Origin of the sequence: Bacillus cereus group sp. RP32 (genome assembly GCF_040459735.1) — a bacterium.
GTDB lineage: Bacteria > Bacillota > Bacilli > Bacillales > Bacillaceae_G > Bacillus_A > Bacillus_A wiedmannii.
The window spans coordinates 4,385,885-4,402,085 of record NZ_JARVHO010000001.1; the positions used below are offsets into that span (position 1 = coordinate 4,385,885).

Here is a 16,201-nt window from a genome sequence, read left to right on the forward strand (position 1 = left end):
CTTGTTAGACAGGTTTTCATATAATGTAGTCATTCCTTTCTTATAAAGTGAAACTTTAATCAGTAGGGGTTTTGTTCATCCCCCACTGATTATCAGCCCCGCAAATAGTGGGATAAATTAAACTCGTCACTTGAATTATAAAAATTGAATTATATCCTATAACATTTTCAGAAATAATCCATATTTTATTTCTAAAAAAGTGCTTTACTTTACTGAAAGGTGGTTGTGGAAACAACCGTCTTTTTATTTATGGCAAAATGAGATTTCTATTAAGATTCATTACAAAGTATGTTATTACTGGTACAGGCTGGTATAATAAATACAGATCGAACATTGAAAGGAAATATGACAATGAAAAGATATTTTAACTTCATTTCACTTTTCTTAACTGTACTTGTAATAATTAATCTTACAAATATACATACGAAGTACCAGTTCTTTATAGGTGCATCTATAGCACTATGTTTAACTATTATTTCTACAAATGAAATTATAAAATTCCTTGCTACTAGTAGCTTATTAGTTTACGCATTTGCCGCTTTTACTCTTTTAAGTATTGCTTGCTAACTTTCAATTTCGCTTTGTATTAAAATAGCGTTTCTATGTAATTCTAATATTGAGGCACATACGACTTTTTTGTTTATGGGTTCTTACGTAATAGTAAGAACCCTTTTTTATTCCAATCACGATTTGTTCATTTTTTTGATACATTTATGGAACATTCATATGTTACGTTGGATAAATCCTTTTTTGACAGAATGAATAATGAGTTATATCCTTTTCTCAATGAATTTAGGTATTTAACATGGTAAAATAATATTCGTATGGGATTCCAATACATATTATTAAAATTAAGATGGTTCAAGTCGCAGGAAGGCACCTTTGGGTTTCTTTTTTGTACATATTAAAATCCTCACCACCTTATGAAAACGGTAAGCCCTTTACAACAAACAATAATTGCAACTACATTGTTTTTACATTACATTAAGGTTAAGGAATATTCTTTTACTAATAAAGTGCTAGATAGTAGGTGGAAAAATGGAATTTAATGATTTGGGTATTATCATTAAAGAACTTAGAATGAAAAAAAATATATCACAATCCGAATTATGTCATGGAATATGTTCACAAAGTCAAATTAGCAAGATCGAAAAAGGTATGATTTATCCATCTAGTATATTGTTATATCAGTTATCAGAAAGACTTGGTATTGATCCAAATAATATATTTGCACTAACTCAAAACAAAAGATTAAAATATGTAGAAAATGTAAAATATGTAATAAAAGACTGCTTAAAGCAAAAACAATATAAAGAACTTTATGAAATAGTAAAAAAAGAGAAAAACTTAAATAATTTTCAAACAAAAGAAGAGAAACAGTTTCTAATATGGCACGAAGCAATTGCTATATTTATGGTGGATAGATCAATAAAAACTGCTTTAGATCTTTTAAATAATGCATTAAAACTGACTTTAACTAATTCTGATTTTTTATCAGAAAGAGAAATAGATATTATGCAAACAATGGCTATATTTTATGCAGAAAATAAAAATTATGAAAAAGGTATTAATATATTAAGAAGATGTTTAACTAATTTTAATAAGTTAGATTTTCCTAGAGATAAAGAAATTAAATTAAAAATCATGTTAAATTTAGCAAAATGTTTAGACTCCACATATCAACATGAAGAGGCAATAAAATACCTTGATAAGGGTATAAAATTAGCAATTAATCTAAATACTTTATACCTATTAGGTGAACTATTCTATTTAAAAGGTCAGTATTTATTAAAGATTAAACAACATAATGTAGAAGATGTTGTTTATAACTGGAAAAAAGCATTATTTATATTTGAACTAACAGAAAAAGAATATTATACAAAAACGCTACCAGATGAACTTATTGAAATACAAAATAAAAAACACTCATAATTTCGTAAAAGCTGCTTACAAAAACCACAGGAAAAATCCCTGTATTTTTAAAATTAAAGTGGTTCAAGTCGCAGGAAGGCACCTTTGGGTGTCTTTTTTGTGGAAAATCAGTTTAAAAACTAAAACTAAAAGAACCTCAATAAATGAGGTTCAAAAAATCTACTATTTTAAATTACCTTCTTAAAAAGCAACTCCATTTTGAACATGTTTTAAATACCATGTAATCGTCCCGCCACAAACATTTTCATTAAAACTATTAGCATATACTCCATTTGAGTAATAAAGAGTTCTTTTGAATTTACCATTAGAATACTCATAAGGAATTGAGCATGCTGCTTGCTTCGGAGAGTTCACAGCTTTTTGCGTATCAGCCGAAGCTGCCCCAATTCCTCCTGTTAATGCAATACCAGTTGACAATAGCCCTACTACTAATTTCTTGAACATAATAAATCCCCCTTTAATAGTTTTTATAGCTTACAATTTAAATGTATCACTTTTGTAATTTATGTAAATATCTTGAATATGTAGAAATATTTATTTATTTTTTGGTAATATTAGGATTTTATTTTATCAAATGAAAAATAGAGAAGTTAGAAAATTATGTAACAATGCATAATAAATCAATCAGATATTATGATATACTCACAAAGAACTGATACCAAATTTATTTAGATTGGAAAACTAAAGTCTTATCTACCTAACAGGAAGGCGCCTAATGACGTCTTTTCTTTATTTTCAAAAGGACCTGCTCCATTCATTCTTTAAAACATAAAGTAAAGTGAACCCATTAAAATCCATGGAATGAACCCTAGTTTTACCCTCTTATCTAAAGGAGGCACTATTGTTATGGGATATGGTGGTAGTTGCGGCGAAGGCTGCGGTTTCGCTGGAGGATTTGCTTTATTAGTTGTATTATTTATTCTATTAATCATTATCGGATGCAGTTGTTTCTGCTAAAAAACTATTAGAAAAGGTACCTATATATAGGTACCTTTTCTTTATGTGCCTTATTCATTATCTAGTTCCAAACTTTTATCACGATTGGATTCGGTTTTTTCATTTTTCGCATTCATCATACCTCAAATATGAATCGATTTCAGACATGAGCTTTTAACTAAAAGAATTTGGGACCATTTTTTCCCACAAAGGAAATACCTTTTTGAAAACCTCTACTATAGAAGGATCAAATTGTGTACCAGATCCTTCTATAATACGTCTATAAGCTTCTTCAGGAGATAGAGCCGAACGATATGCTCTTGAAGAAGTCATTGCATCGAATGCATCTGCTATTGCAACAATTCTTGCGCATAATGGTATTTGATTTCCTTTTAATTTTTGAGGATAGCCCTTTCCATCCCATCTTTCATGATGAGAAAGAATTATGTCTTCACTACCTTTTATTAAAGATATATTTTTAAAAACTTCTAGTCCTAATTGTGGGTGTGTCTTAATAATATTATATTCTTCTTCTGTAAGAGAAGATGCTTTCTTTAAAACTTCATCCGGAATACCTATTTTCCCTATATCATGTAATAAACAAATAAAATGAAATTGTTTTAAAGAATTATCATCATATTCATTTGTTTCTTTAGCAAGAATAGTAGCATAATTGGCTACACGTTCACTATGTCCTTTCGTATATTGATCCTTTAATTCCATTATCCTCATTATCGATACAGCTGTTTCTTTCATTTGTTTTTCATAGGATGCTTTAATTTTTTGTACTAAAAATTTTAATGAAAGAAATACAAAAAATGACGTAACAAAAATTGTCAGAAACAATAATATTAATGATATCGGATAGTTAATTTCAAAATAATAAATAGCAATTAAAAATCTACATATCATACAGATAGATACCGATAGAAGATAGTGAATACTTAAAAATAAAGGTGCAGAAATTACTAAGAAGCACTCTAAATAAGGGATATGTAAAGAAGCACCTGGATTACGTATAAACATAAGATCGTATGCCAAAAGATAACTAATACTAACGCCAAGAAAAATATATTTTGTAAACATTTGTTTATTCATTTTTTGTAAACACTTATTATATAAAATAAATGAAACAAAAATAAATAAAAATACGAGTTCAAATAAAAGTTTCTGTAGTGAAAAGTCCTTTCTAAGAATAAAATGTTGATAAATATTATCAAACAAAAGAATACTACAGGGAACCAATAGAAACATTTTTATCGGTTCTTTCGTTTCAATATTTTTAATACCTTTAATCATTTTACACACCGCCAAACCTTTTTTAATAAAAAAGAAGTTCATATAGATATTATTAATAATATCCAAGAATAGATAATAGTGCAAAAAACATCATTTCTCATAACCTATAAATGGGGTACCGCCATGATAGGAATGTATAAAAAGATGAATAGGGTTATAGAAAATGAAAAAGGCGAATTCCTTTTGAAAGTAGGAATTCGCCTTTTTCTTTTATGTAAATAAAACATATGCAGAAACTTCACGTACAATAGCTTCACCAATTCTTTTAGAAGCTCAAACAAAAACTCCATAGGTATATCACCCTTACAATATACAGTTAATTCTATTCTTTCATACTAGTACAATCTCACCAATATAAAAAAAGGCTCCATTGCTGGAGCACTCAAAAATAAAATAAAATAAGTAAATGAATTAAAACAAATAACAGACAATTTAACTATATAGATTAAATATAAATAAATCTATATATATATTAAATATTACATATTAAAACCTATTTATTGATGCTATAATAGGCTTACTCGATGATTGTTATATTTTTTATGGTTTTTAAGCAATATAATACCTTCTTAACACCAAGTGTACAAGTAAGAGAAGACATCTTAATCGATGTCTTCTCTTACTTGTACACTAACAACACAATAAAATTAAGTTGATTCAAGCTGCAGGATGGCACCTTGATATGATAGTAAAGAATACATCATCACGGTGTCAGCAAGCAAAAGTATATTCTGCATTTCTGAAAACAGTAGATGGCAGATTGTGACCTGCTGAATCTGCTAAGAAAGAATATACAAGAACATCCTTAACATCATCTTTATTTCCACTAATAATAACATCAAGAAAATCTTCTATTTCGAATTCTGGAGTAAACAACACAATCTTAGTTGTTCTGTTTGGTTCTAAAGAAACAAAAGTACGAGAGATTTCAACTAATTCATTTTGAGTTGGGAAAGAAGTGTTTGGACTTCTCTTAACAGTTACCGTTACATTACTAGTATGACAGCGTGAATCATTGTTTAACATAATGTTGAGAGCAGTTGGAATAATCCCATTTTCAGAAACTGGAACTCGAAACACTCCAGTAGATTTATGAGCCATATAATCACATCCTTTCAAAATAAAATATATTTACAATATATTAGATGCAAAAGACGTTCATTTTGATAGGGACAAATTATGTGATTAATATATCTATAATAACCCTTGGTATTACTAAGCCAATGTTTTAAAAGATTAACAAATATCGTGAGAACCAATCGAATGTATATTAAAAGTAAAAAGAATAAGGTATCTAAAAGATTCCCTATTTTGAGCCAATAATGAGACATTAAGTTAATCTTATATGTATAGTTGCACAAAATTGAGAAACTTAAGGAGACAGATTAATTTTATGAGAAAATCATTCATATTACTTACTTTCATTCTAGTATTAGTCAGTTTTACGGCTGCTTGCACACAAGATAAAAAAGATAGTGCCGTTGAAAATGGTCCAATAGAAGAACCAACCGCAAAAAATGAAAATGAAGAATTAATAAATCTTGAAGAAAAAGAAGATATGAGCCGCTTGGAACAAGGTATTTTATTAGTTGGTGAGAGTGTTAAGGGAGGCTATTACTTGACCGCCGTTCAAAATGCATATTTAAATGCTAGTAACGATTCCGTCGTTGTTAATGTCTCTGTAAAAAATGTACGAGGTCAAACGATTGGACTATCAGAATTAAAATATAACTTAAAAGATGAAAAAGCCGGAAAGGCCTATGAAGGAAAGGTGCTTGATCAAAACCCTTCTGATATACAAGTTAAACCAAATGAAACGTTAGAATTAAAAATAGCTTTTGAAGTACCAAGTACCGCAGATGAATATATGTTTTATATTGAAAGCTCTTTAGATCCTCTAGGAGCACACTGGAAAATCGATAAGCTGCAATCACAAAAAAACTAAGTCTAACATACAATTTGATTGAAGAAATCTCTCAAATAAGCAAAAAGTACCGAAAGAAGTCTTCTACATATTAACTATATAAAAGTCCCTCCGACTTAAGACAGAGGGACTTTCTCATTCCTATTTCAAACTACCCGCAATCTCCGTAAAGATAACTCCAAGCGCATGTGCACCTGCATCTGGATAGCCTAAGCTTCTTTCACCAACTGTACCGGCGCGGCCCATGCGAGCTACGATTTCTTTCGTATACTCTGCTCCTTTAACGGCTGCTTCTGCTCCTTTTTCAAAGGCAGTTTTTATTTCTACTTCGTTTGAAGCGCTGTCTAACCAAGAATCTACACATGGAGCAAGTGCGTCAACAAGTGTTTTATCACCAACTACTGCTCCTCTACCGAATGATCTTTCACCGATAGATTGTATACCTTGCAGTGCCGCTTGTAACATTTCAGCGAATTCTTTCACTGTTAGTTCACGTTTTTCGCCTGCTGCTTTACTAGCTGCGCGGAATGCACCGCCCCAAATTGGGCCAGATGCGCCGCCGCAATGTTCCATAATAATCATCGAACAACCGTCAAGGAATGATCCGATCGTTACGTTCTCTTGATCTACAATAGAATGCCACTCACGTTTTAGTTGCTTAAATCCTTTTGCTACACTCATTCCAAAGTCGCCGTCACCAGCGTGCGTGTCTAACTCACAGAACGGTACTTCATTTTTAATAATAACGTCGCTCATTTTATCAACGAGATAAATCATGTTGTTTAATGTAATGACATTATTTTTAATAACAGCGTGCTCTTCCGCTGTTTCTATTTCAAAGGAAACTTCTTTCTCTTCTACATCTTCAAGTACATTCACGTACTCTACACTTTCAACTGGTCCATCTACTTTAAACGCTGGTGTATTACATTCTTTAGATAGTAATGTTTTTAGCTCATCATCTAGTTTCATTACTGTTAAAGACATACCAGCCATATCGATACTCGTCATATAGTTTCCGACAAATACTCTATTAATTTTAATGTTTCTAGCAGCTAATTCTCGCGTCACTGCGTTGTTAAATAAGTAAAGTTCTTGTAGTGGTGTTCCGCCAAAACCGTTAACTAGAAGTGCGATTTCCTCGCCATCTTTTACTCCTAAATCTTTTATTAAATCATTTGTCATACGGTTAGCTAATTCATCAGCTGACATCGTTTTTTCACGCTTAATTCCTGGTTCACCGTGAATACCTACGCCGTATTCCATTTCATCTTCCGCAAGTGTGAAAGTAGGTGATCCGCTCGCTGGAACTGTACAAGAAGTTAACGCTAAACCGATTGTACGCACGTTAGCCGCTGCTTTTTCCACTACAGCTTTCACCGCTCCTAAATCCATACCTGCTTCCGCTGCTGCGCCGGCAATTTTATGAACGAGAATAACGCCCGCAACGCCGCGACGTCCTACTGTATACAAACTATCTTCTACCGCAATATCATCGTCCACTTTTACGTAGTCGACTTCAATTCCATCTTCCGTCGCTAAATGTGCACCGTTTTTGAAATTCATAATATCGCCGCTATAATTTTTAATAATTAATAACGTACCTTTTTTACTAGCTGTCTCTTTAATTGCTTGATATACCTGAATTTGTGAAGGCGAAGCAAACACATCTCCGCACACTGCCGCATCTAACATTCCTTTTCCGACTAATCCTGCATGCGCTGGCTCATGACCACTACCGCCGCCACTAATTAACGTTACTTTATTTTCGTTCATTTCTTTCTTCTTAATTACTTTATATTTTTTCAAAAGCTCAAGCTCTGGGTGCGCCATCACCATTCCGTTGCACATTTCCATTACTAATGTTTCTGGTTTGTTTATAATCTTTTTCATTGTAGTTCTCCCTCAATTCCTTTAATATATTGTGATATATTTGAAATCTTCTTCTTACTACTCATGTTAAAATGAAAGCGTTTTATAGTAAACGGACAAAATGGACAATCTGTCTAAAGACACCGCTCTCATTTATGGGTAGGATTTTCATATTACTAACATTCTAGGGATGATTGAGATGACCTCTTCTATAATTTCTAAAAAGATAATCGCGAATTCATTGAAGTATTTAATGGAAACAGAATCGTTTCATAAAATATCAGTGAGCGATATTATGTTACACTGTCAAATGCGTAGGCAAACTTTTTATTATCATTTTAAAGATAAATTTGAACTATTAAGCTGGATTTATAGAGAAGAAACGAAAGAAAACATTATCGACTTTCTCGACTATGAAACGTGGGAAAATATTTTTGATTTATTATTTGATTACTTTTATGAAAATCAAAAATTTTACCGAAATGCTTTTAAAGTCATTGAGCAAAACTCGTTTAATCACTATCTATTTGAGCATACGAAAAACTTATATATGAAGATTATTGATGAATTATCTGTGAGCTGTGGATTCAGCCTTTCTGATGAGACAAAAAATACGATTGCCTCCTTTTATAGTCACGGCTTCGTTGGAACGATAAAAGATTGGATTGAAAGCAAATGCGAAGTAGATCCTTCCATTATGTCTTCTCTCATGAAAAATATGATAAACAATCAATTACTACTATTACTGGAACAATCAGCAAAGTAATTAAAGGGTGGCAAAAGCAATGAAAAAGATTATGAATGATGTAGAAAATGTTGTTCAAGATATGATGCATGGCTTTTATTTTGAACATAACGAAAAAGTAAATTACGACGAAACAAATAACATCATTTATGTAAAAGATATCGAAAAACTGAAGCAAAACGTTGTCATTATAAGCGGTGGTGGTAGCGGTCATGAGCCTGCCGATATCGGTTATGTAGGAAATGGTATGCTTGCTGCGGCCATAAACGGCAGTATTTTCACTCCGCCTACAGTAGAACAAATTGTAGCGGCTACTCGCCTTATGCCAAAAGATAAGAGTATTCTATTCATCATCAAAAACTTTAAAGATGACGTTGAAAACTTTCTTGCGGCTGAACAAATTGCTAAAAAAGAAGGAAGAAAAATTGACCATATCATCGTAAATGACGACGTTTCAATTGAAGATAATGCTTCGTTTAATAAAAGAAGACGCGGCGTCGCTGGTACTGTTTTCGTTCAAAAAATACTTGGTGCGGCTGCTGAGTGCGGACATTCTTTAGAAGAACTAACAACAATTGGCCGTTCTATCACCGAAAACTTACACACATTAGGAGTCGCCCTTTCACCTGCAAACGATCCAGTGAAAGGAAAAGCTTCATTCACATTAAACGACGATGAAGTCTTTTATGGCGTCGGTATCCACGGCGAAAAAGGTTACCGTAAAGAAGCACTATCCTCTTCTGAAATATTAGCAATCGAACTAATGAATAAATTAAAAAGCATTTACCGCTGGAGAAAAGGTGACAACTTCGCCATCCTCATTAACGGACTAGGCGCAACTCCATTAATGGAACAATATATTTTCGCAAATGATATTCGCCGTTTATGTGAGCTGGAAGGATTACATATTACATTCGTAAAAGTTGGTACGCTGCTTACTTCTTTAGATATGAAAGGTGTTTCGCTCAGTTTGCTTAAGGTAGAGGATTTCGATTGGGTGAAGTGGTTGAAGGAAAATACGGAAACTGCTAGTTGGTAATACAAATAAAAATAGGATGGCTTCAATTGTCCATCCTATTTTTGTACGTAATTCAGCTATTAAAAAAATTCTGCCCTCAATATTACAGCAAATTTACATTAAAAATGTAAATCCTCATTTCCTTCGTATTTTCCTTTACTAAGTCTTTTTCTTATGAATAATTCTGCAACAATTAAATTGGGTACCCACGCTAACCAAGCAATAATAGCGTAACTAAGTTCAAACCGCTCTATTCCAAATAGAACGATAAACAACGGTAGCCAAATTCTTAATGTAACTGCTCCAAAGGTTAAAGAATAATTTCTAACCATCCAATTCCGATGGTCTTTAATTTTTTTATTCTTAACTCTATTTAACGCTTGATATGCTGATGTTAGCCAAAATACGGATAACGAACCGAAACCTAGCTTCGCTACCAATCCTCCCGTAGCATAAAAGGATAGATATAGTCCAGAAACGCCTCCTAATAATATACCAACCATATAGATTCTCCCAACTATTCGATGACGGTTGATATTCCTTTCTCTAAATTTAGTGGATAATGTAAAAGGACCAATTACTAATGCTACTATACTAGTTGTAATATGTATAAATAACATCATATACCAGAATTCACTTAATTTAGATCCAAACATAAGCTTCGCTTTTACAAGCCCTGTTTGAAATCCATCCATAATAAAATATTGGACAACAACATAACCAGATACTAAAAGAGCAAAAAAAGTAAATACAAACCAAATTTTCCTGTTCAAATTTTACTGCCTCCCCATTACATTCACGAAAATTAGATTATATATTACTGTTCATTCTCGGGAAAAATAGAAAAGCCTTCTTCATACATAAAAACCCTCAAGTATATCGTTCTATACTTGAGGGTTTATTCATTTATTCCTTCTCGTCTCTCATTTTCTTACATCAATAATTAGCTCTTCTGTAATCTGCTCAAGATGGAAAAATCTTTTTATATAATGGATATGTGACCATTTCTCTTCTCCACCAATAATAAATAATTCTTGCGCATCATACATAAATGAAAAGCTTGGGTAAAAACTGTCAGCCTTTATTTCAATCTCATCATTACGATTACTGATCATCTTACAGTCTGCTGAATAGCTTAATAACGTATAGAGAGAATCTTGTGCTGATTGGAAGAAATACGAGAATCATTTTATAAACGAGATAGCACAAGAACATAATCACCTCACTAAAGGATGACAGGTCTTCCAAATAAAGCTGGATGATAAATTAACATCGCACCTACAAATGAACACACTAAACAAAAAACGGCCTCGTATTTTATGACTAGAGAAGCGTTGGTATCAAGCTTTTTTCCCTCTCTTTTACATATCATTTTAAATAATGCTCTATATAATACATACCCAATAATCGCCCCGAGGGTATTCGTAAATACATCATCAATATCTGTAATTCTATTATTTAGTAATTGATTTAACTCAATTGCCAATGAAAAAAAGAATCCCGCACATACGGTGTTTTTCATTTTTCTAAACTGTGGCCAAATAGTCGGTAATAAAAAACCGAACGGCATAAACAGTACAATGTTCAAAAGATAGGTAGTACTACCTGCCGTATCAAATAGAGTCAAGTTAATTTGGCTTACGCGAATCCACGTTTCATATCTACTTATATCCCATACAGTCGCGATTTGAGTCACCTTATACACTAGCGAAAGGTAGAACAGAAAAACATATACCCATAAAAAATGCCGAATAGATATATTGTTTTTCACTTTAAAATAACATCCAATTTGAAACACAATACAAAAAATAATAGTAAAAAAATAAGTATACAAATAACTCATCAAAACTTCTGTATGCATGCAGAATCCCCTAACTTTACATTTTCATCTATAACTTTATCGTTTTTAATATCCTTCTTGATGTAACTCATTTATAGGATAGGAAAAACTTTTAAAATAAAAAGTGGGGTAAACATAAAATTTTTCTTAAATCTTCAGTTAGGTTTTATTATTACTCTTCTTAGGAATCCGCCATTGATAGCTAGGCAACAACATGCTTAAACGTAACAAGATTATCATTTTTGCACGTAATCCTCGTAGTACTTTAATCGATGAAACATATATAAAATCATGTGAATCGTTTGTTCAGTTTTAACATGAAATTAAGAAATATATGACGTACTATAATCATTCTTGCTATCAATAGAATTTAAAGAAGATGACTCCTGTTTGCATACAGAAATCATCTTTTTTAGGCTGCCTAACTTTTTTTAGAATGTCCTTTACAAAGGGTACAGATCAAGAGCACCTTATTCCTATTCAAGGGGATCAACTATACCTTCTTCCCTTAAAATTACTAAAACCCATTTACAAATCTATAAAAGTAGATATAATATCCTTATGGAACCTTTATTAATTTATAAAGCATTGTCAAATGAAACAAGATGTCAAATTTTATCATGGTTGAAAAATCCAGAAAACCATTTCGATGAAAAACCTTATCTAGAACAAGACCTTAACTTTCAAGTTGGCGTATGTGTAGGAGATATCCAGCTTAAAACTGGCTTAGCCCAATCGGTTATTTCTAGTTATTTATTAACTATGAAAAAAGCAGGATTACTAGAGTCTGACCGAATTGGAAAATGGACCTACTATCGTCGAAATGAAAAAACAATACGAGAGTTTTCTGAATACGTCCAAAACAAATTATAAAATGAAAGCTAATAATCAATCAGAATACTAATTGATTATTAGCTTTCACACATTCTGCTTTTTTACAGGTATCCAATGACTTTTATATAAATTGCACTGCCTATAAAAGCAAGAAACATCGAAAGGAGAAATTTTTTTAACATATCATATCTAGTTATTCAGATATCTGTTATTGTATTTAGAATTACATACTCCTGATAATATTGGCATCCAATCATGCTTATAATAATACTTCTTTGTTAATGAATTTATTTTCAAAATACTGATACGAATGGAGAGTTTTATAAATGAAAAAAGTAAATCCTTTACTTATTCTGACACTCGCAATAGGTGTGTTCGGAATTATTACTACCGAGATGGGTATTGTCGGCGTATTACCACAAATCACTGAAAAATTCGGAATTTCAACTACACAAGCTGGATTTTTAGTAAGTATATTTGCACTAGTTGTTGCTATTTCTGGTCCATTTTTAATTCTGCTCGTCTCTAGTATGAATCGCAAAATAATTTTATTAACAGCAATTTTCATATTTGTTATTTCAAATTTAATCTACGCTTATACAACGCAATTTGAAATCATGCTTATTTTTCGTATTTTACCGGCAGCGCTTCATCCACTCTTCTTTTCAATCGCTCTTGTAACAGCTGCTAAACTTGTCCCTCCAGAAAAGAGCGGTCAAGCGGTTACAAAAGTTTTCATGGGAATTACTGTTGGCTTTGCTTTAGGTGTACCACTAACCTCTTACCTTGCAGACCAATTTTCACTCGAAATGGCTTTCTTATTCGGAGCATTCGTTAACACTGTTGCATTCATTGGAATACTACTCCTACTTCCTTCTATGCCTGTTAAAGAAAAAATGTCTTTCGGCAAACAAATTCGTATACTCGGCAAACCAGGATTATGGTTAAATATTTTAACCGTCACATTCCTTTTTGCAGCCATGTTTTCCGTATACAGCTACTTCGCTGAGTACCTTGCAAAAGTAACTTCCATGAATGGATCTCTCATCAGTATCATGCTATTCATATTTGGTATAGTTATGATTTTAGGTAATCATTTATTTGGTGGTCTCCTGCAAAAAAACATAATAAACACTGTAATATCATTCCCTATTCTATATTCTATTGTTTACGTATTGGTTTATTATTTAGGTTCCTACCTTGTTCCAATGATTTTTATAGTATTCGTTTGGGGAATCGTACATGCTGGTGGATTAATTGTTGGTCAAACATGGTTAATAAGTGAAGCTAAAGAAGCACCCGAATTTGGTAACAGTCTATTCGTTTCATTCTCAAATCTCGGAATTACTTTAGGAACCACTATTGGAGGCTGGTTCATTTCAAACTTAGGTATTCACCAACTTATTTGGAGCGGATTTATATTCACACTACTCTCATTTCTATTAATTATAATAAAACTAAAATTTTTCAATTCTAATAGCCAGGCTTCATTATCAAGCTAGTACATTTTCAGTTCCAAATTCGATAAAAAACATTATAAATTCTTCTTATAAGATTTTATTAACTAAAAAGTATAATGCTCAAAGCCTTTAGCCATAATTACGACTAAAGGCTTTTTTGTATATAAAAATAATTCTAAAAGGAGCTAATTTTATGGAACATAATCAAAATGGAGTACTTGCTTTAATTGTTTTGTTTTTAGGATTAGTGTTTTTTGTTAGTGGAATGGTTTATCATTTATGGGGTTCTTTTTAATGGTATGATTATAATCACTCATAAAAACCCTCAAGTATATCGTTCCTTTTTTAATTTCAACTTTTAGACAGATACATAATTCAAAAACTAAAACGTGTACTGTAATTATCGATATGGAATATTTCCAAAAACAACTTAACATGGTAAAATAATATTCGGACGGGAGTCCAATATTATTAAAATTAAGATGGTTCAAGTCGGAGGAAGGCACCTTAGGGTGTCTTTTCTTTATTTTCAAAAGGACCTGCTCAATTATTGTGTAAAAAACATAAAGTAAGTTGAATCCATTAAAATACATGAGTGCCCCCTTGTTTTCCCCTCTTATTAAAGGAGGAACTATTATGGGATTTGGTGGTAGTTGTAGTAGTGGTTGTGGCGGCGGCTTTGCTTTACTAGTTGTATTGTTTATTTTATTGATCATTGTTGGAGCTTCTTGCTTCTGCTAAAAAACTATCGGAAAAGACACTCTTATAGGTGTCTTTTCTTTGTAATAAAAAGCTCTCTATAAAGGAAGGTTTTTAGGCTTTTACATTCAAATCATCCAAATTAGTTATTTACACAGCACTTTATTCCTTCGCATCCCTCATACTGTAATACCCTAAATTAATAATAATTAAGAAATACCCAGCCATAATTCCAGCTGCAAATGTCCACATGAATTCATGGTGTTCAATTTCATACATAATAATCGCGCCTAGTATTGCGGCTGCAAACCGGTTCATCATGCCAAGCATTGGTGCTTTTTCTTTTTTTACGATGCTATCTCCGAACTTTTCGATACGCCTTCCTAAAATCCAGGCGCAGTACATACTTACTAAAAGGCCAATGCTTATCCCTACAAACTGGGCTGAGAAAGGTGTCATCAACCATCCCAATAACATCACGCCTAGCAAACAATATATTTGTATGTTGAATGATCTTAATGCCATACGAATCATGGTATGCTCCTTATCTTTCCTATTAATCCCATCTTTCGGACTTCAAGCTTTCCGATATATCCTTTTTAAAATGGGGGAATTTGATTTTGCTCACCATTAAATAAGAAAGTACACATGTGCCAAATGCCACGGAAACTGGGTTATTTAGGAGGCATAAAATGAGAAGACACATTGCCGCAAATGGGATGGGCATTCCGATAAATGTTGGGAGTTTGCTTTGTTGTGTATTAAATCTAGCAAGCCGCAGCATTCCGCAAATACTATACGCGAGGGCACATAGCATCCCGATAGACTGCAAATCTTTTAACGAGGCACTATATGCAAGAATAGACGGTGCCACACCAAAGGTCACTAAATCCGCAAATGAATCTAGTTCTCCGCCCATTTCCGAAACAGCATCAAGTTTCCGAGCAACTATACCATCAAACAGATCAAATACCATACCTGTAATAATGAACATAACTGCACCATACATATCGTGAACGAAAACAGCGTGAATAGCCAAAAGCCCGCACACAAAATTTGCTATCGTAAGCATATTCGGTATGTAACTCATAACACGCTTCTCCTCCTTTCTACTAATTGCTTCATCTTCATTCTCACTCATTGGACTCAAGATCCTTCTGTTTTTCTTCCAATATCACTTTATTTATTTTCGTTAACGTGTCAGTCATTTGCTGCAAAGCTTCAATATCAATTTTCGAGAAATACTTCTCGATTAATACATCATCTAACTTCGACAATCGCTCCATATACTTACTACCGTTTGGACCAAGTGTAAGGAAATACTCCCTTTTATTATTCGGATTAACTTGCTTTGAAATCATCTGTTGCTTTTCCAATTTCGATAAAACTTGGCTCACAGCACTTTTCGTTATATTAAAAGTACTCGCAATGTTATTTGCTGTCGTGTTTTCATTTAAATTAATATGAAATAGCATGCTCTCTTGCTGCCCAGTAAGACCGAACTCATCCTTTAAATCCTGAAATAGTAAAATGTAGAGTTCCGTGTAGGCTCGATTCACTTCATTAATTACTTCTTTATACGATCTAGTCATAGCGTTCTTCCTCCAATTATGGTGATCTTTTATCTTATCTAACAGTTTAG

At 32.5% G+C, this 16,201-nt stretch carries 18 protein-coding genes and 1 pseudogene; 9 read left to right on the top strand and 10 right to left on the bottom strand.

What is annotated here, in order from left to right; translation table 11 throughout:
• Window positions 1–351 precede the first annotated feature (351 nt).
• On the top strand, window positions 352–567 hold the full coding sequence (locus QCI46_RS22620) for a hypothetical protein (protein WP_137014997.1): 216 nt from the start codon (window positions 352–354) through the stop codon (window positions 565–567).
• A 471-nt stretch (window positions 568–1,038) separates the two neighbouring features.
• Window positions 1,039–1,932: a helix-turn-helix domain-containing protein gene (locus tag QCI46_RS22625; RefSeq protein WP_353841453.1), complete on the top strand. Its 894-nt coding sequence runs from the start codon at window positions 1,039–1,041 to the stop codon at window positions 1,930–1,932.
• Window positions 1,933–2,112: 180 nt separating this feature from the next.
• Here QCI46_RS22625 and QCI46_RS22630 read toward each other — a convergent pair whose 3' ends face one another.
• Window positions 2,113–2,376, bottom strand: coding sequence for a hypothetical protein (locus QCI46_RS22630; RefSeq protein ID WP_353841454.1), 264 nt, complete (start codon window positions 2,374–2,376; stop codon window positions 2,113–2,115).
• Window positions 2,377–2,778: 402 nt separating this feature from the next.
• On the opposite strand from QCI46_RS22630, the gene QCI46_RS22635 reads away from it, so the two are divergent.
• Window positions 2,779–2,889, top strand: coding sequence for a YjcZ family sporulation protein (locus QCI46_RS22635; RefSeq protein WP_000540371.1), 111 nt, complete (start codon window positions 2,779–2,781; stop codon window positions 2,887–2,889).
• Window positions 2,890–3,042: 153 nt separating this feature from the next.
• On the opposite strand, the gene QCI46_RS22640 is transcribed toward QCI46_RS22635, so the two are convergent.
• Together QCI46_RS22640 and QCI46_RS22645 are read right to left on the bottom strand one after the other, a co-directional pair.
• Window positions 3,043–4,167, bottom strand: coding sequence for an HD-GYP domain-containing protein (locus QCI46_RS22640; protein WP_353841920.1), 1,125 nt, complete (start codon window positions 4,165–4,167; stop codon window positions 3,043–3,045).
• A gap of 711 nt (window positions 4,168–4,878) precedes the next feature.
• Window positions 4,879–5,268: a hypothetical protein gene (locus QCI46_RS22645; RefSeq protein WP_353841455.1), complete on the bottom strand. Its 390-nt coding sequence runs from the start codon at window positions 5,266–5,268 to the stop codon at window positions 4,879–4,881.
• 292 nt (window positions 5,269–5,560) lie between these two features.
• Between QCI46_RS22645 and QCI46_RS22650 the strand changes: the two genes are divergently transcribed.
• Window positions 5,561–6,112, top strand: a complete 552-nt coding sequence (locus QCI46_RS22650) for a DUF4352 domain-containing protein (RefSeq protein ID WP_353841456.1) — start codon at window positions 5,561–5,563, stop codon at window positions 6,110–6,112.
• A 120-nt stretch (window positions 6,113–6,232) separates the two neighbouring features.
• Here the strand turns inward: QCI46_RS22650 and dhaK are convergent, their stop codons facing one another.
• Window positions 6,233–7,984 carry a dihydroxyacetone kinase subunit DhaK gene (gene dhaK / locus QCI46_RS22655; protein WP_353841457.1) on the bottom strand — a complete coding sequence of 584 codons (1,752 nt, stop codon included), beginning with the start codon at window positions 7,982–7,984 and terminating at the stop codon, window positions 6,233–6,235.
• A gap of 178 nt (window positions 7,985–8,162) precedes the next feature.
• Between dhaK and dhaS the strand changes: the two genes are divergently transcribed.
• Together dhaS and dhaQ are read left to right on the top strand one after the other, a co-directional pair.
• A complete protein-coding gene (dhaS, locus tag QCI46_RS22660; protein ID WP_000204220.1) occupies window positions 8,163–8,729 on the top strand; it encodes a dihydroxyacetone kinase transcriptional activator DhaS in 567 nt (188 codons plus the stop codon).
• A gap of 19 nt (window positions 8,730–8,748) precedes the next feature.
• Window positions 8,749–9,747: a DhaKLM operon coactivator DhaQ gene (gene dhaQ / locus QCI46_RS22665; protein WP_353841458.1), complete on the top strand. Its 999-nt coding sequence runs from the start codon at window positions 8,749–8,751 to the stop codon at window positions 9,745–9,747.
• Window positions 9,748–9,845: 98 nt separating this feature from the next.
• On the opposite strand, the gene QCI46_RS22670 is transcribed toward dhaQ, so the two are convergent.
• The 3 genes and pseudogenes from QCI46_RS22670 to QCI46_RS22680 all read right to left on the bottom strand — a co-directional run bounded on the left by QCI46_RS22670 (window position 9,846) and on the right by QCI46_RS22680 (window position 11,587).
• Window positions 9,846–10,499 carry a DUF2306 domain-containing protein gene (locus QCI46_RS22670; RefSeq protein ID WP_353841459.1) on the bottom strand — a complete coding sequence of 218 codons (654 nt, stop codon included), beginning with the start codon at window positions 10,497–10,499 and terminating at the stop codon, window positions 9,846–9,848.
• Window positions 10,500–10,649: 150 nt separating this feature from the next.
• Window positions 10,650–10,904 (bottom strand): annotated as a pseudogene (locus QCI46_RS22675) (hypothetical protein); the annotation flags it as partial.
• Between the two features lie 47 nt (window positions 10,905–10,951).
• A complete protein-coding gene (locus QCI46_RS22680; protein WP_353841460.1) occupies window positions 10,952–11,587 on the bottom strand; it encodes a VanZ family protein in 636 nt (211 codons plus the stop codon).
• A gap of 540 nt (window positions 11,588–12,127) precedes the next feature.
• On the opposite strand from QCI46_RS22680, the gene QCI46_RS22685 reads away from it, so the two are divergent.
• The 3 genes from QCI46_RS22685 to QCI46_RS22695 all read left to right on the top strand — a co-directional run bounded on the left by QCI46_RS22685 (window position 12,128) and on the right by QCI46_RS22695 (window position 14,601).
• Complete coding sequence (locus tag QCI46_RS22685) at window positions 12,128–12,439, top strand: ArsR/SmtB family transcription factor (protein ID WP_064473110.1); 312 nt, start codon at window positions 12,128–12,130, stop codon at window positions 12,437–12,439.
• A gap of 287 nt (window positions 12,440–12,726) precedes the next feature.
• Window positions 12,727–13,902 (top strand): MFS transporter, encoded by a 1,176-nt coding sequence (locus QCI46_RS22690; RefSeq protein WP_353841461.1) that lies wholly within the window; start codon window positions 12,727–12,729, stop codon window positions 13,900–13,902.
• Window positions 13,903–14,496: 594 nt separating this feature from the next.
• Window positions 14,497–14,601 carry a YjcZ family sporulation protein gene (locus QCI46_RS22695; RefSeq protein ID WP_000505689.1) on the top strand — a complete coding sequence of 35 codons (105 nt, stop codon included), beginning with the start codon at window positions 14,497–14,499 and terminating at the stop codon, window positions 14,599–14,601.
• A gap of 120 nt (window positions 14,602–14,721) precedes the next feature.
• On the opposite strand, the gene QCI46_RS22700 is transcribed toward QCI46_RS22695, so the two are convergent.
• From QCI46_RS22700 to QCI46_RS22710, 3 genes are read right to left on the bottom strand one after another with little or no spacing between them, the layout of a single operon-like run.
• The gene (locus QCI46_RS22700) at window positions 14,722–15,093 is read right to left on the bottom strand and encodes an ATP synthase subunit I (protein WP_353841462.1); all 372 of its coding nucleotides are present in this window, start codon (window positions 15,091–15,093) and stop codon (window positions 14,722–14,724) included.
• Between the two features lie 22 nt (window positions 15,094–15,115).
• Window positions 15,116–15,700, bottom strand: coding sequence for a CDP-diacylglycerol--serine O-phosphatidyltransferase (gene pssA, locus QCI46_RS22705; protein WP_353841463.1), 585 nt, complete (start codon window positions 15,698–15,700; stop codon window positions 15,116–15,118).
• A complete protein-coding gene (locus tag QCI46_RS22710) occupies window positions 15,693–16,151 on the bottom strand; it encodes a MarR family winged helix-turn-helix transcriptional regulator (RefSeq protein WP_353841464.1) in 459 nt (152 codons plus the stop codon). Before QCI46_RS22710 ends, pssA begins: the two co-directional genes overlap by 8 nt.
• Between the last annotated feature and the right edge of the window lie 50 nt (window positions 16,152–16,201).

Bases quoted from the DNA above. Each gene is read 5' to 3' on its own strand.
- QCI46_RS22620 (WP_137014997.1), top strand. From the start codon at position 352: ATGAAAAGATATTTTAACTTCATTTCACTTTTCTTAACTGTACTTGTA.
- QCI46_RS22625 (WP_353841453.1), top strand. From the start codon at position 1,039: ATGGAATTTAATGATTTGGGTATTATCATTAAAGAACTTAGAATGAAA.
- QCI46_RS22630 (WP_353841454.1), bottom strand. From the start codon at position 2,376: ATGTTCAAGAAATTAGTAGTAGGGCTATTGTCAACTGGTATTGCATTA.
- QCI46_RS22635 (WP_000540371.1), top strand. From the start codon at position 2,779: ATGGGATATGGTGGTAGTTGCGGCGAAGGCTGCGGTTTCGCTGGAGGA.
- QCI46_RS22640 (WP_353841920.1), bottom strand. From the start codon at position 4,167: ATGATTAAAGGTATTAAAAATATTGAAACGAAAGAACCGATAAAAATG.
- QCI46_RS22645 (WP_353841455.1), bottom strand. From the start codon at position 5,268: ATGGCTCATAAATCTACTGGAGTGTTTCGAGTTCCAGTTTCTGAAAAT.
- QCI46_RS22650 (WP_353841456.1), top strand. From the start codon at position 5,561: ATGAGAAAATCATTCATATTACTTACTTTCATTCTAGTATTAGTCAGT.
- dhaK (WP_353841457.1), bottom strand. From the start codon at position 7,984: ATGAAAAAGATTATAAACAAACCAGAAACATTAGTAATGGAAATGTGC.
- dhaS (WP_000204220.1), top strand. From the start codon at position 8,163: ATGACCTCTTCTATAATTTCTAAAAAGATAATCGCGAATTCATTGAAG.
- dhaQ (WP_353841458.1), top strand. From the start codon at position 8,749: ATGAAAAAGATTATGAATGATGTAGAAAATGTTGTTCAAGATATGATG.
- QCI46_RS22680 (WP_353841460.1), bottom strand. From the start codon at position 11,587: ATGCATACAGAAGTTTTGATGAGTTATTTGTATACTTATTTTTTTACT.
- QCI46_RS22685 (WP_064473110.1), top strand. From the start codon at position 12,128: ATGGAACCTTTATTAATTTATAAAGCATTGTCAAATGAAACAAGATGT.
- QCI46_RS22690 (WP_353841461.1), top strand. From the start codon at position 12,727: ATGAAAAAAGTAAATCCTTTACTTATTCTGACACTCGCAATAGGTGTG.
- QCI46_RS22695 (WP_000505689.1), top strand. From the start codon at position 14,497: ATGGGATTTGGTGGTAGTTGTAGTAGTGGTTGTGGCGGCGGCTTTGCT.
- QCI46_RS22700 (WP_353841462.1), bottom strand. From the start codon at position 15,093: ATGATTCGTATGGCATTAAGATCATTCAACATACAAATATATTGTTTG.
- pssA (WP_353841463.1), bottom strand. From the start codon at position 15,700: ATGAGTGAGAATGAAGATGAAGCAATTAGTAGAAAGGAGGAGAAGCGT.
- QCI46_RS22710 (WP_353841464.1), bottom strand. From the start codon at position 16,151: ATGACTAGATCGTATAAAGAAGTAATTAATGAAGTGAATCGAGCCTAC.